The sequence below is a fragment of the Tessaracoccus aquimaris genome (genome assembly GCF_001997345.1).
Taxonomy (GTDB): Bacteria; Actinomycetota; Actinomycetes; order Propionibacteriales; family Propionibacteriaceae; genus Arachnia; species Arachnia aquimaris.
This window is the reverse complement of record NZ_CP019606.1, coordinates 338,523-351,321: the sequence shown is the minus strand read 5'-3', so window position 1 is coordinate 351,321 and position 12,799 is coordinate 338,523. Positions and strand designations below refer to the sequence as shown.

15 protein-coding genes and 2 tRNA genes are annotated in these 12,799 nt (G+C 68.1%); 11 read left to right on the top strand and 6 right to left on the bottom strand.

Going from position 1 to position 12,799, the window contains the following annotated elements:
- Nucleotide 1: 1 nt before the first annotated feature.
- Nucleotides 2-907 (bottom strand): helix-turn-helix transcriptional regulator, encoded by a 906-nt coding sequence (locus BW730_RS01640; protein ID WP_077684778.1) that lies wholly within the window; start codon nucleotides 905-907, stop codon nucleotides 2-4.
- Between the two features lie 407 nt (nucleotides 908-1,314).
- Here BW730_RS01640 and BW730_RS01635 point away from each other — a divergent pair, with 407 nt between their 5' ends.
- The 7 genes from BW730_RS01635 (at nucleotide 1,315) to BW730_RS01605 (ending at nucleotide 7,839) form a co-directional block, all read left to right on the top strand.
- A complete protein-coding gene (locus BW730_RS01635) occupies nucleotides 1,315-3,036 on the top strand; it encodes a DUF5979 domain-containing protein (protein WP_145952676.1) in 1,722 nt (573 codons plus the stop codon).
- A gap of 98 nt (nucleotides 3,037-3,134) precedes the next feature.
- Nucleotides 3,135-3,575 (top strand): DUF1801 domain-containing protein, encoded by a 441-nt coding sequence (locus BW730_RS01630; protein WP_077684776.1) that lies wholly within the window; start codon nucleotides 3,135-3,137, stop codon nucleotides 3,573-3,575.
- 46 nt (nucleotides 3,576-3,621) lie between these two features.
- Nucleotides 3,622-3,697, top strand: a tRNA-Lys gene (locus tag BW730_RS01625).
- Nucleotides 3,698-3,864: 167 nt separating this feature from the next.
- The gene (locus tag BW730_RS01620; protein ID WP_077684775.1) at nucleotides 3,865-4,362 is read left to right on the top strand and encodes a hypothetical protein; all 498 of its coding nucleotides are present in this window, start codon (nucleotides 3,865-3,867) and stop codon (nucleotides 4,360-4,362) included.
- A 17-nt stretch (nucleotides 4,363-4,379) separates the two neighbouring features.
- Nucleotides 4,380-5,060: a response regulator transcription factor gene (locus BW730_RS01615; protein WP_077684774.1), complete on the top strand. Its 681-nt coding sequence runs from the start codon at nucleotides 4,380-4,382 to the stop codon at nucleotides 5,058-5,060.
- Nucleotides 5,053-6,510 carry a sensor histidine kinase gene (locus BW730_RS01610; protein WP_077684773.1) on the top strand — a complete coding sequence of 486 codons (1,458 nt, stop codon included), beginning with the start codon at nucleotides 5,053-5,055 and terminating at the stop codon, nucleotides 6,508-6,510. Before BW730_RS01615 ends, BW730_RS01610 begins: the two co-directional genes overlap by 8 nt.
- A 90-nt stretch (nucleotides 6,511-6,600) precedes the next feature.
- Nucleotides 6,601-7,839, top strand: coding sequence for a glycosyltransferase 87 family protein (locus BW730_RS01605; RefSeq protein WP_145952675.1), 1,239 nt, complete (start codon nucleotides 6,601-6,603; stop codon nucleotides 7,837-7,839).
- Here the strand turns inward: BW730_RS01605 and BW730_RS01600 are convergent.
- Genes BW730_RS01600 through BW730_RS01590 form a run of 3 tightly spaced genes read right to left on the bottom strand, consistent with a single transcriptional unit; the run spans nucleotide 7,803 to nucleotide 9,356 of the window.
- Entirely contained in the window at nucleotides 7,803-8,702 is a 900-nt protein-coding gene (locus BW730_RS01600) for a ribokinase (RefSeq protein ID WP_077684772.1), read from the bottom strand. The genes BW730_RS01605 and BW730_RS01600 overlap by 37 nt on opposite strands.
- Before the next feature lie 10 nt (nucleotides 8,703-8,712).
- Entirely contained in the window at nucleotides 8,713-9,009 is a 297-nt protein-coding gene (locus tag BW730_RS01595) for a GroES family chaperonin (RefSeq protein WP_077687477.1), read from the bottom strand.
- Nucleotides 9,010-9,032: 23 nt separating this feature from the next.
- Nucleotides 9,033-9,356 carry a DUF3618 domain-containing protein gene (locus BW730_RS01590; RefSeq protein WP_077684771.1) on the bottom strand — a complete coding sequence of 108 codons (324 nt, stop codon included), beginning with the start codon at nucleotides 9,354-9,356 and terminating at the stop codon, nucleotides 9,033-9,035.
- Between the two features lie 101 nt (nucleotides 9,357-9,457).
- On the opposite strand from BW730_RS01590, the gene BW730_RS01585 reads away from it, so the two are divergent.
- The 3 genes from BW730_RS01585 to BW730_RS01575 are packed head-to-tail and all read left to right on the top strand — an operon-like array spanning nucleotide 9,458 to nucleotide 11,477.
- Nucleotides 9,458-9,937 carry a peroxiredoxin gene (locus BW730_RS01585; RefSeq protein WP_077687476.1) on the top strand — a complete coding sequence of 160 codons (480 nt, stop codon included), beginning with the start codon at nucleotides 9,458-9,460 and terminating at the stop codon, nucleotides 9,935-9,937.
- Nucleotides 9,930-10,586 carry an IMPACT family protein gene (locus tag BW730_RS20120; protein WP_335340876.1) on the top strand — a complete coding sequence of 219 codons (657 nt, stop codon included), beginning with the start codon at nucleotides 9,930-9,932 and terminating at the stop codon, nucleotides 10,584-10,586. Before BW730_RS01585 ends, BW730_RS20120 begins: the two co-directional genes overlap by 8 nt.
- A gap of 45 nt (nucleotides 10,587-10,631) precedes the next feature.
- Nucleotides 10,632-11,477: a hypothetical protein gene (locus BW730_RS01575; RefSeq protein WP_077684770.1), complete on the top strand. Its 846-nt coding sequence runs from the start codon at nucleotides 10,632-10,634 to the stop codon at nucleotides 11,475-11,477.
- A 1-nt stretch (nucleotide 11,478) separates the two neighbouring features.
- Here the strand turns inward: BW730_RS01575 and BW730_RS01570 are convergent, their stop codons facing one another.
- Nucleotides 11,479-11,970: an SRPBCC family protein gene (locus tag BW730_RS01570; protein ID WP_077684769.1), complete on the bottom strand. Its 492-nt coding sequence runs from the start codon at nucleotides 11,968-11,970 to the stop codon at nucleotides 11,479-11,481.
- A complete protein-coding gene (locus BW730_RS01565; protein WP_077687474.1) occupies nucleotides 11,967-12,326 on the bottom strand; it encodes an ArsR/SmtB family transcription factor in 360 nt (119 codons plus the stop codon). Before BW730_RS01565 ends, BW730_RS01570 begins: the two co-directional genes overlap by 4 nt.
- Before the next feature lie 328 nt (nucleotides 12,327-12,654).
- Between BW730_RS01565 and BW730_RS01560 the strand changes: the two genes are divergently transcribed.
- Nucleotides 12,655-12,736 (top strand) — tRNA-Leu (locus BW730_RS01560).
- Nucleotides 12,737-12,799: the final 63 nt, after the last annotated feature.

Genomic DNA, 12,799 nt, shown 5'->3' with positions numbered 1-12,799 from the left:
ACTACCTCTTCTGCTTGTGCTCGGCCGTAGTAGCGTCTGGGTCCGCGAGCGGACCGCCATACTCGCTCGCAGCCCACGATGCCAGCAGCTGCATGCGCTCGGCGGACGGCGAGCCGGGCTCTGCGGTGTATGCGGTGAAGGTGAGCCCTGGCTCCGCCTCCAGTGACATGCCTTCGTAGGCGAGCGTCATCTCGCCGACCTCGGGGTGGTGGAAGGTCTTCAATCCTGTGCCGTGATGGCGCACGTTGTGCCCGCCCCAACGCGTGCGGAACTCCGGACTGCGGGTGCCGAGCTCGCCGATCAGGTCATGCAGCGACTTGTTGTGCGGATCCCGCCCGGCTTCCGTGCGCAGGATCGCGACGGTCACCTCGGCGAAGAAGTCCCAGTCGGGGTAGAACTCGTACGCCCGCTCGTCAAGGAACGTAAACCGGGCAATGTTCGGCGGCTGCCCCGGCATGTCGTAGATGTCGCGGTAGAAGCCGCGGGCGGGCACGTTGACCGCGAGCAGATCCATGCGCCCGTTGCGAATGAACGCGGGACCTGCGGTGAAACCGTCGAGCATCCACTGCAAGCTCGGGTGCGGGCACCAGCATTTCGGACTGCGACGGCGCGCCGGCCGCGCGACGGGGCTCGCAGCATGGGCGAGATCGAACAGATGCGCCCGCTCAGCGTCGTCGAGCATCAGTGCTTTGGCGATCGCGTCGAGAATCTCAGGGGAAGCCCCCGATATCCCTCCGCGTTCGATACGCGTGTAGTACTCGACACTCACACCGGCGAGCGCGGCGACTTCACTGCGCCGCAAGCCCAGCACCCTGCGGTTCGTCCCCTCGGGCAGCCCGACCTGGTTGGGCGTCACTTTCTCCCGCCGCGAGATCAGGAACTCGCGCACCTCGGCCTTGTTGTCCATGACCACGATTTTAGGAGTGGGCGGCTAGACGTGGGAGGCCCTGTGAGGACCACCTTTGGTGCACGCGGCGGTCATACTTCGGAACCCGCGTAGAGCGCGTCCGCCTGTACCTCGTGCCAGGTCATGCGTCGAACGGACTCGCGTAGTCGGTCCGGGCCTCACCCCTAATCCTCGGCAGTAAAGGCCCCCACCACCCGGCAGCGATCGGCCCGGCTGACAACCCGCAACCCGCCGATCCGGCCGACCTCGGGGGTCGAAGTGACGTTTTTCCAATCAATTACTACAAAATGTAGGACGTTGAACGCTAAACCCCTTTAGCTGAGCTTCTGACAGGAGTAGCGTGCCGCCCGGGAGTGCCACTATCGGGCGCCCCCGACACAGGAACACCACATCTACAAGGGGGACTAATGCCAGGTGGCACTAGCACTACTCGACTATGGGCCCGCCGGTTCTTCGCGTTCGTGCTGGCCGGATCGCTCGCGATCCTCGGCCTGACGACCGCGCACGCCGCGCCGCCCTACACCGCTTCAGCGAACCTCACGTCCATGAAGTTCACCCAGGAGTCGACCACGACCGGGTCACGCGCCGAACTCGTCGGCACCTGGTCGCTGCCGGACAACCCCGCGACGCCGGCCGGCCTGGTCGTCAACCTTCCTGAGGGGCTGAAGGGCAACAAGACCAGCTTCCCGATGATGTCGGAGGCGCACGGCGCCACCCCGTCCGAGGTGATGGGCCAGTGCACGGTCACCGATGCCCAGTTGGCGTGCGACATCGACGACGCCTACATCAAGCGCAACCCGCTCAACTTGAAGGGCACCTTCGCGTTCTGGGTCGACGTGACCACCAAGACCGACGCTGAGACGACCGTCACCTACGACTTCGGCGACGTCTCCGCTGACCTCGTCGTCACTCCTCCGACGGGCGGCTCCTGCGTCGAGAACTGCGACTTCACCGGACGCGACGACTACAAGTGGGGCTACTGGGACAACGAGACCCAGTCGATCTACTGGACCGTCGTCGTCCACGCCGGGCCGACGGGCGCGGCGGGCGGCGAAACCATCGTCGTCACCGACACCCCCGGCAAGGGCCAGTCGCTGATCAAGGACCGCTCGGCCATCGTCTACTGGACCAACACCATCGGCGACGACGGCAAGGGCAAGCAGTGGCCCATCAACTTCACCGAGATGCCTGCCGGCAGCTACACGACCAACGCCGCCCACGACGAGGTGACGATCGTTGCCACGAAGGGCTACTTCTACGAGGTGATCTTCGTCACTGACCCGGTCGACCGGACCGTCACCACCTACGACAACTCCGCGACCGTCAAGGTCGGCACCGAGGAGACCAAGACGGTCACGTCGACCCAGCGCAACCTGGGCGGCTCAGCCACCGGCATCGGCGAGAACGTGGGACGGTTCTCGGTCACCAAGCGCCTCGACGGCCCGCCCATCGACCTCGGCGAGGCCACGTTCACCGTCACCTACACCGTCACTCCCCCTCAGGGCGACCCGGTCACCGACTCCTTCGAGATCGGCGCGGGCAAGACCTGGACGAGCGGCGACTTCCCCCGTGACTCCGTGGTCACGCTCACGGAGGCCACGCCGGTCGCCCAACCCGGTTGGTCGTGGGGAACGCCCACGTTCTCCCAGTCGGAGTTCACGCTGACCGGCGGCCAACTCTCCGAGATCGTGCTGACCAACACCGCGTCGCTGCGCACGGGCGGCTTCGAGGTCGAGAAGGTGCTCACCGGCACCGGCGCCTCCCTGGTGCCCGCCGACACCGAGTACACGATCGGCTACTCGTACCCGGCTGGCAACGGCTTCGAGGCTGGGACCGGAACGCTCACCCTCAAGGCGGGCGAGAAGATCAAGAGCCCCGACCTTCCTTCGGGCGCCAAGGTGACCGTCACCGAGCAGGCTCCCGTGCAGATCGCGGGTGCGACGTGGGGCGAGGTGAGCATCGAGGGCGGCACCGTCACGATCGCCCCGGACGAGACGACACCCGTCAAGGTGACCAACACCATCACCAAGGTGCCACCGACCCCGACGCCCACACCAACGCCGACTCCGACGCCCCCGGCGCCGACGAAGCCTCCGGTCACGCCAGGCTTGCCGCACACAGGCAACTGACCTGACCTGAGAGGAGACGCCCCCGGTTCCCTTCACCGGGGGCGTTTCTCACGCCTGGCGTGGCATGATTTTCCCAGCAGGAAACACCGAGGAGCGAGATGGCAAAGTCCACCGAAACAGCAGGATTCTCCGCCGAGGAGAAGGCCGCCATGAAGGAGCGCGCCGCCGAGTTGCGCGCCGAGAAGCGGGCAAAGGACAAGGCCGCGATCTCCGAGGCCGCCCTCGCCGAGAAGATCGCAGAACTGCCCGACGCAGACCGCGCGCTCGCCGAGCGGATCCAGGCCCTCGTCAAGCAGGTCGCGCCCGATCTGGTCGGCAAGACCTACTACGGCATGCCAGCCTGGGCCAACGCGGAGGGCGACAACGTCGTGTTCCTGCAGCCGTCGTCCAAATTCGACCTGCGCTACAGCACCCTCGGGTTCGAGCAGGCCGCGAAGCTCGACGAGGGCACCATGTGGGCGACGTCCTACGCCATCACCACGCTCTCCGAGGCCGACGAGAAGCGGGTGATCGAACTCGTCACCAGGGCCATCGGGTGACGATTGGACAACGGGCCGGGGGCACCTCTAAAGTTATCTCTCGCGCGCACCACTAGCTCAACTGGCAGAGCAGCTGACTCTTAATCAGCGGGTTCAGGGTTCGAGTCCCTGGTGGTGTACCAGACAAAGGCCCCGGTTCTTCACGAACCGGGGCCTTCGTCATGCGCCGGCGAACCCGCCCCTGGCTATGCTCTTGCCACATCACCAGGGAAGGCATCGCCGTGAAGAACCGACTCCCCCGCATCGCCACCGCGGCCCTGAGTATCCTCGCCGTCTCTTCCCTCGCCGCGTGCGTCAGCGTCAGCACGACCGCACCCGACGAGCCGCAGCGCGTCGTCGCCGCGAGCCAGGAACCCTCCGACAGTCCCCAGGAGACGCCAACCCCGAGGATACGCCGACGCCCGAGGAGAGCCTCAACCCGGTCGAGGGCGACGACGACGTTCCCGACACCGACGCGGTCCACGAGGCGCTCGACCGGTACGTCGAGGCGGAGCGCGCGACCATCCCCCAGGTCCTCAAGGAGAATCCGGGTGTCTACTCCGACGTCGCCTTCGACAAGGAGTACCCCGACATGGCGACCTTCACCTACACCTACGCCACCGCGGTCGACGCCGAGCAGACGGCAGTCGCCCTCGACGACTTGATCCCGACCATCGAGTCGTTCCTCACCTCGACGGTGTTCCCGGCGATGGAGGCCTACGGCGTGGTGCCGACCCAGCGGGTCCGGTTCACCTACCTCAACAACGACGGCTCGATGGTGTGGAGCAAGGACTTCGCCTCCGGATAAGGACTTACGATGGCTCCATGCGGCTGCTGATCGTCGAGGACGAGACTGATCTCGCCGCCGCCGTGCGCCGGGGCCTCGTCGCCGAGGGGTTTGCCGTGGACGTGGTCCACGACGGGCCCGCCGGCTTCGAACTTGCCAGGCGGGGCGATTACGACGCGGTGATTCTGGACCTGATGCTGCCCGGGATGAGCGGGTTCCGGATCATCGACCGGCTGCGTGCCGAGGGTGTCGCGACCCCGGTGTTGGTGCTGACCGCCAAGCTGGGCGAGTACGACCAGACCGACGCCCTCGACGCGGGTGCCGACGACTACCTCACCAAGCCCTTCTCCTTCCCCGTGCTTGTCGCCAGGATCCGTGCGTTGCTGCGCCGGTCGAGCGCCCAAGGCACCCTGCTCCAGGTGGGCTCCGTTCGAGTCGACCTCCTCGCTCGCACCGGCACCCGTGGCGAGCGTCGCATCGACCTCACTCCCCTGGAGTTCTCACTCGTGGAGTTGCTCGCCCGCACCCCAGGGATCCCAGTGCCGAAGAGCGCCATCCTGGCGGAACTGTGGCCAGACGAGGCACGTGATCCCAACCTGGTCGAGGCGCGGGTGCTGTCGGTTCGACGCAAGCTCGACGCGCCCTTTGGGGGCAGGGCGATCGAGACGGTACGCGGGGAGGGCTACCGGCTCGTGGCCGATCGGACCGCGGGTGGCTGATCGCAGGGGTCTCGGCAGGTTGCCGGGCGGCGGGACCAGGTGGCGGATCACGCTGGCGGTCGCTTCTCTCAGCCTCCTCGCGTTCACTGCCTTCTCGTTGCTGGCATACCTGGCCGTTGAGCGCAGTCAGCGCGATCGGCTGAACGATCAGGCCGTTCAGGAACTGGGATTCCACATGGCCCAGTCGGCGACCTGCGCGTTCGACGGCCCGGACTTCGCGAACCTGCCCTACGAGATCAGCGCGGCGGGGCGTGTTCTGGTCTCGAGCCCGCTGCTCGCCCCGCACGAGGTCAGCGGGCCTGTCATGCCGGAGAGCGCATCCCCTCTCACCCTCCAAGCCGGCGAGCCGGGTTCCATGTCCTTCTTCCGGACTGAGCTCACCTTCCCCACCTCGGGCCAGCCCAACGACCTCAACGGTCAGCGGGTTCCCATCGTCTACGCCGACCTGGCCGCACCCGACAGCGCGGCCTGCGCGGAGCGGCTTCCCGCAGGCGCGAAGACCATGCGTGTGCTCGTCGTCCAGGTGGACTACCAGGTCCGCGACGTCCTCCGCCCGATCGGCCAACTGCTGATGTGGGCCATCCCGGTCGCGACGGTCATCGCCGCCGCGGCGGCGTGGTGGTCAGCCGGGCGCGCGCTCGGACCGGTCGATCAGATCCGACGACGCCTCAGCGACGTGGTCACAGCACGTGCCGCGCCTCGGGTGCGCGAACCGGGAACCGGCGACGAGTTGGACGACCTGGCGGCGGCCGTCAACGCCGCCCTCGACCGGCTCGAGGGCAGCGACGCGCGTCAGAGGACCTTCATCGCGGACGCCGCCCACGAACTTCGCAGCCCCGTCGCGACCATCCGTTCCACCTTGGAGGTCGCGCGCCTCTACCCCGATGCCGAGTCCGGCCAGGAGGCGATGGAGTCGGTCGACAGGCAGTCGGCGAGACTCGCGATCTTGGTCGACTCCCTCCTGCTGCTCGAAGCGCTTGAGGCACCGCCCACCGGCGAGCCCGGTTCGACCGACCTGGGGTCCCTTGTGGAGGCCGCCATCGAAGGCGTCCAGCCGACCCGGGTGCCCGTCACGCTTACCGTTGCGAGCGGGCTTGCGGCCGTCCGGGGCGACGGGAATGAGCTGGCCAGGGCGGTGACGAACCTGCTCGACAATGCGCTGCGGCACGCCTCCACCCGGGTCGACGTGGTGGCCTCGGTCGAGCAGGACATGATCCGGCTTGAGGTACGAAACGACGGGGAGCCCATCGCAGAGGCCGACCGGGAGCGGATCTTCGACCGGCTCGTCCGGCTCGATGCCTCACGCTCCAGCGCGACCGGTGGCGCGGGGATCGGGTTGGCCATCGTGAGACGGGCCGCGGAGCGGGCGGGCGGTTCCGTCGAGGCGACCGAGACCGCGGGCATGACGACGTTCGTGCTGCGGCTTCCCGTCGCGCCGCCGCCAACCTGATCGCACGATCAGGCGCGATCAGCGACCAGCAGCAACCCCAGGAGACGCTCCTGATGTGACGGCAACAGCCCGTCCCGTCAGGAGGTTCCCGTGTTTCTCAACCAGCCCCGTGGCAGGCTCCGCACCATCGCGCGGAGTCCCTGGACGCGACGCGTCCTCGTCTCTGCGATCGTCGCGGTCGCGGCAATGCTGCTGCTCGGCATCCCCGGCCTTCAGTCCCTGTTGCCGTACCGCATCGACCTCGACGTGTACCGGCTGGGAGCCGACGTCCTGCTGAGCGGCGGCGACCTCTACGGACCGCTGGGGGCTACCCGCGTAGGCATCAGCCTGCCATTCACCTACCCGCCCATCGCTGCGGCCTTCTTCGTGGTGTTGGCCGTTGTTCCGTACTGGGCGGCCAACCTGCTGCTGACCGCCTCGACCCTCGTGGCGATCGTCCTGGTCCAGCTACTCGTGGTGCGCGATGCCCGGTTGGGCGGACGAACGGTCGCGTTGGTGGCGGTGCTCGGGGCGCTTCTCCTCGGTCCGGTGATCGAGACGGTGGGCTTCGGACAGGTCAACGCCCTCCTCATGGCGTTGGTGGTGACGGACCTGATCGCCGGCCGGGGACGACCTTGGCGGGGCCTGCTCATCGGGTTGGCGATCGCCGTGAAGCTGACCCCGGCCGTGTTCCTGGCCTACTTCCTGGTCCGTAGGGACTGGCGGGGGCTGCTCGTGGCCGCGGGATCGGCCCTTGCGTGGACGGGCCTGGGCTTCGTCATCGCGCCGGCCGCGTCCGTGCAGTACTGGACCCAGACGATCCTCGACCCGAGTCGCATCGGGGGGCTAGCCTACGTCTCCAACCAGTCCATCAACGGCGCCCTCGTGCGGCTGACCGGCACCGGGGGCGTCGCCTGGTTCCTCCTGTGCGCCGCGCTCGGGATCGCGTGCCTGTTCGCCATGCGACGGCTGGTCGTGGCCGGGGAGAGCACCTCCGCCATGGTGATCATGGGCTGCTACTCGCTCCTGGCCTCGCCCGTTTCGTGGTCGCATCACTGGGTATGGGTGGCGCCTGCCCTCGTGGTGCTGGTCGACCGGTGGCGACGCACCGGCGCCGCCCGCTTCCTGCTGGTCGCCGTCTCGGGCATCGTCGTGTTCGTGTCACGCGTGGTCTGGGCGATGCCACACGAGGGCAACGCGGAACGCGCCTGGCACTGGTGGCAGCACATCGTCGGCAACGCGCAGGTGCTGTGGGGCCTGGCGGCCATCGCCACGCTGGCAACGATGGGAGCCAGAACGCGGCGACGAACCCCTCAGAGAGTGGGCAGTTCGGTGCCGACCGCCGGGTAGGACGACTGCGCGCCCTCGTGCTGGACGGTGTAGGCGGCAAACCTGCTGGCGTAGCCGGACGCGTCGAGCAGGCTGTCGCCCGCCGCAAGCCGGGCCGACAGCGCCCCGCAGAACGCGTCCCCAGCCCCGACGGTGTCGACTGCCTTGACCTTCGGGGAGGCGACCTCCGTGACGTCGGAGCCCTCCGCGACGAGCGAGCCTGCCGACCCGACCGTCATCACGACCGACTCGATGCCGGCCGCGCGCAGACCCTCGACGATCGCGCGGGGGTCCGTCAGGTCGGCGCCGCCCAACTGCAGCAGTGCGGCCGCGCCCTCGTGCTCGTTGACGACCAAGGGGCGGGCGTTCAGCAGCACCGTCGGGTCGACCTCGATCACCGGCGCCAGGTTCACGACAAGGCGACCGGTCACCAACCGGGCCGCGGCGAGGTTGCTCTCCGCGGAGATCTCGCCCTGCAGCACGACGACGTCGGCGCCGGAGATCACCTCGGCCCAGCCCTGCACCATCTCGGGCGTGACCAGTCCGTTGGCTCCCGGCACCACCACGACGGTGTTCTCGCCCTCGGCGTCGACGCTCACGACCGCGAGGCCCGATGGCCCCTCAAGCCTCTTGACGTGGCTCAGGTCGACGCCCGCGTCCTCGAGCCGGCTGGTGGCGACCGAGCTTGCCGCGTCGTCGCCGATCGCGCCTGCCATCACCGTCGGGGCTCCGGCGAGCGCGGCGGCGCAGGCCTGGTTGGCTCCCTTCCCGCCTGGCGAGAACGTGCCGCCTCCCGCGAGCAACGTCTCGCCGGGGAGGATGTGTCGCTGGAGCAGCAGATGCAGGTCCACATTCAGCGATCCCACGACGACGACGTTGCCCATATGTCTTCTCCTAGAGGTAGAGGCCGGTTCCGGCATCGGCGTCATTGTCCGATGCAACAGCGTGAATGTCGCGCTCGCGCAGCAGCACATAGGTGCGCGCCTGCAGTTCGACCTCGGCGCGCTCCTCGGGGTCGAAGAGCACGCGGTCGTCGGTCTCGACCGAGCGGACGCTCGGCCCGATGGCGACCACCTTCGCCCACGTCAGTCGGCGCCCCATCTGGACGGTCGCGGGGATCAGGATGCCGCTGGAACTGCGCCGCTCGCCCGCGGCGGCGTCCACGTCCACCAGGACGCGGTCGTGCAGCATGCGGATCGGCAGGCCGGGCTCGCTCACCGTTCGAGCGCCCGGCGCTGGGCCGAGGCCAGCACGCGACGGTTCGCGACGGTGTTCAGGGTCACGGCGAAGACGATGACGCCGAGCACCGCGCCGCCCGCGATCAGCAACTTGTTCAGCTTCCAGCCACCGTCGTCCTCGCGCAGCGGAGCGGTCACCGACTCGAACTCGGTCTTGGCGAAGAGCTTGACCTGTTCGACTCCCTCGCGGGCGATGTTCTGCGGCTTCAGCGACTCGACAACGTCCGAGGTGACGTCGGCCAGCGTTGCCCTGTTGGCCGCCAGGTCGGCGCGAATCTGCTCCACGGATCGGTTGCCCATGCGTAACTCCTTCGGTTCGCCCCCCAGCCTATTCACCCCGACCGGTTCACGCCAGGAAACCCCGGCCGATGACGTACCCGATCGCGGATACACTGACCCCCATGACCGCACGACTGACGACTGGTACGACCGCGCCCGCCTTCACGCTGCCCGACCAGAACGGCGAGGATGTCTCGCTCAGCGACTTCGCCGGCCGCACCGTCATCCTGTACTTCTACCCGGCGGCCATGACGCCGGGCTGCACGACGCAGGCCGTCGACTTCTCCGAGGCGCTCCCCTCGTTCCAGGATGAGGGCTACACCGTGCTCGGCTGTTCGCCCGACCCGGTGGAGAAGCTGGCCAGGTTCGCGGCACACTCCGACATCTCGTTCACGCTGCTGGCCGACCCGGCGAAGGATGTCCTCAACGCCTACGGCGCGTACGGCCCCCGCAAGCTGTACGGCAAGGAGATTGAGGGCGTGCTCCGCTCGACCTTCGTGATCGACGTCGACGCCGACGGCAAGGGCGTGGTCCGGGTCGCGCAGTACAACGTCAAGGCGACCGGCCACGTGGCGAAGCTTCGCCGCGAGCTCGGTGTCTGACTCCTTCCTGACCATTGACGCCGCCCCCGGCGCGGGTGCGGACGTCGAGTTGGAGATCAAACGCTCCCGATTCCTGACGCGGATCCGCAGGGTCGCGACCGAGGACGAGGCGCGAGCCGTGATCGAGGCCAGACGCTCCCAGTACTTCGACGCGCGGCACCACTGCTCCGCGTTCATCCTGGGGCCCGACGGTCGCACCGCGCGAAGCTCTGACGACGGCGAGCCGGCCGGGACCGCGGGGATCCCGATGCTGACGGCGCTGCAGCGCAACGACCTGACCGACGTGGTGGCGGTGGTCACCCGCTACTTCGGCGGCATCAAACTGGGCGCTGGCGGCCTCGTGCGCGCCTACACCGACGCCGTCTCGCAGGCGATGACCGCCGTCGGGACAAGGACCGTGACGCTCAGCCAGATCCTTCGTGTCGACGTCGACTTCGCCCTCGCGGGCGCCGTCGAGGACCAGTTGCGCGGGCTGGTGCTGCCTTCCGGAACGCCGGTGCAGGTCGACGGGGTCGACTGGACCGACCGGGCGCACATCCGGGTCGCGGTGCCGTCCTCGTCGGTTGCTGAGCTCGACGTTGCGCTCGCCAGCCTGTCCGCTGGTTCGCTGACCGCGGTGCCCGTCGACGAGCGCTGGGTCGACTGCTAGGCATCTTGGGCGGCCATTGCGCACCGGAGTCCCTACCATGAGCCCGTGGCGACCCTTGCATTCCTCGACCCACTGACCCGCTGGTGGTGGCGATTGGTCGGTCGCGAGATCGACATCACCGAGCTCAGTTGGCTTGACGCGCCGTCGAGCCGCACGAGCATGGTCGACGACGACGCCTGGATGGCGCAGTGGGCTGAGCGACTACATGGCAGCGTCGAGAGGCGATCGCCCGGCGCCGGGCTGATCCCTCACATGAGCGAGCTTGCTGGCCCCGGCCTCGACCCGGCCGACATCGCCGAGGAGATCCGCGACTTCTACGAGCACACGTCCGCTTGGTCAATGGAGGCGTGGGCTGAGTGGAGCCCGCTGTTCTGGCCAGGCGGTGAACTGATCTCGCGGCTGTTCGGCAAGCGGGTGCAGCAACTTGCCCTTCCCATGCGGGCCCTCGACGTGGCGCGCGGCATGGACAGCACCGTCAGCGTGATCAGGGACGCGGACGGCGTGCAGCAGACCGCTGGCTGGATCCGCCGGCTGCGCTCCAACGGCGACAAGGTGTTCTCCGGCGCCTACCGCGTCGGTCGGCTCCCCGCGTCGGACCGCGCCAGCGTCCACGTCACCTTCCCCCTCGAGAACGGCAGTGTGCAGGTCTACCTCCGGCCGCGCGTCGAGGCAGATGGCTCATTGTGGCTCGAATCTCTCCCCGGGTCGTTCGGCGGGGATGGCGCCTACATGGTTGTCCGGTTCGGCCGGCGCCACTTCGCCACCCGCGTTCCGGTGCACGAGACGTTCCACCTGTACCTCGATGAGTCCCGCGTGCTGCGCACCGATCACGTCTTGAAGCTGTGGAGCGCGACGGTGGTGCGCCTGCACTACAAGCTGACGCCTGCCTGAGTCAGGCCTCGACGCCGGGGAGCAGCGCCTCCAACTTGTCGTAACCCTGCTGGACGCCCGTCTCCATGCCCGAGGCAAGCCAGGCGTCGCGCCCCTCGAAGCTGTCGCACAGCGACTCGCCGATCAAGCGGGTGGTGCCGTCGCCAAGGTCCTCAAAGCGCAGCGTCTCGAGCGAGACCTCGTCGGGCATGCCCTCCCAGGTGAAGGTCTGGACGATGCGGTCATCGCGCACCGTGTGGAAGCAACCGCGGAAGCCGTACTCCTCGTCGCCGCGGCGGTGGATGTAGCGCCAGGAGCCTCCGCTGCGGGCGTCCCACTCGACGATCTCGTTGGCGAGGTCGTCCGGGCCGTTCCACTTGGCGAACAGTTCGGGGTCGATGTGGGCCTTCAGGAGTTGGGCAGGGGTGCCGCGGAAGTCGCGCGTGATGCGGATCAGCGGGACGTTCTGGTCGGCCTCGATGGCTGCCTGGGGGTAACGCGTTGGGGTGTTCATGACACCGCTCCTTCCGTGAGTCCTCCGTCGTCGGAGGCGTCGTTGAGGTCGTCGAGGACATCGTCGAGGCGCCGGAAGCGGGCCTCGGCCTCGCGGCGGTAGCGCTCGATCCACTTCGTCATGAGGTCGAACACGTTCGCCTCGAGGTGGACGGGCCTTCGCTGCGCGTCGCGCCCCCGTGTCACGAGCCCTGCCCCCTCGAGCACCTTGAGGTGCTTCGAGATCGCTTGGACGCTCACGTCGTAGGGCTCGGCGAGCTCCCCCACCGTCGCGTCGGCGGCCGCGAGCCGGGCGACCATGTCGCGCCGGGTCGGGTCGGCAAGCGCCGCGAAGACCTTGGAGAGCTCGTCCGTCATGACGACCACCTTTCAACCGTTTGGTTGAATACAAGCCTGCGCCCTGCGACCTCCTTTGTCAACCCTCCGGTTGAATAGCGGCGTGTCTTCGGTTTGAAGCCGGCGATCGGCCCCGGCGACGGGCGGGTCTGCGTAGCGTCTGAACATGGACCCCATATTGTGGATCGGCATCATCATCGCCCTCGCGGCAGGAATCGGCTTCGGCGTCGCGTACATGTTCTACAGTTCGCGCCGCAAGCGCGACGACCGCTGACCGAGCGGGCAGGACGACAGCAGACGACACCGACCGGTCACCTGCCCTAGACTGTTCCCGCTCCAAGTGGAGCGGGCCGAAGTGGTGGAATTGGTAGACACGCAGGATTTAGGTTCCTGTGCCTTCGGGCGTGAGGGTTCAAGTCCCTTCTTCGGTACGACACCTAGCCGGGGCCGGTTTCGGGCCCGGCGCGGGAGAGACGGCGCCCCCACGAAGCGCT

Bases quoted from the DNA above. Each gene is read 5' to 3' on its own strand.
- BW730_RS01640 (WP_077684778.1), bottom strand. From the start codon at position 907: ATGGACAACAAGGCCGAGGTGCGCGAGTTCCTGATCTCGCGGCGGGAG.
- BW730_RS01635 (WP_145952676.1), top strand. From the start codon at position 1,315: ATGCCAGGTGGCACTAGCACTACTCGACTATGGGCCCGCCGGTTCTTC.
- BW730_RS01630 (WP_077684776.1), top strand. From the start codon at position 3,135: ATGGCAAAGTCCACCGAAACAGCAGGATTCTCCGCCGAGGAGAAGGCC.
- BW730_RS01615 (WP_077684774.1), top strand. From the start codon at position 4,380: ATGCGGCTGCTGATCGTCGAGGACGAGACTGATCTCGCCGCCGCCGTG.
- BW730_RS01600 (WP_077684772.1), bottom strand. From the start codon at position 8,702: ATGGGCAACGTCGTCGTCGTGGGATCGCTGAATGTGGACCTGCATCTG.
- BW730_RS01595 (WP_077687477.1), bottom strand. From the start codon at position 9,009: ATGCTGCACGACCGCGTCCTGGTGGACGTGGACGCCGCCGCGGGCGAG.
- BW730_RS01590 (WP_077684771.1), bottom strand. From the start codon at position 9,356: ATGGGCAACCGATCCGTGGAGCAGATTCGCGCCGACCTGGCGGCCAAC.
- BW730_RS01585 (WP_077687476.1), top strand. From the start codon at position 9,458: ATGACCGCACGACTGACGACTGGTACGACCGCGCCCGCCTTCACGCTG.
- BW730_RS01570 (WP_077684769.1), bottom strand. From the start codon at position 11,970: ATGAACACCCCAACGCGTTACCCCCAGGCAGCCATCGAGGCCGACCAG.
- BW730_RS01565 (WP_077687474.1), bottom strand. From the start codon at position 12,326: ATGACGGACGAGCTCTCCAAGGTCTTCGCGGCGCTTGCCGACCCGACC.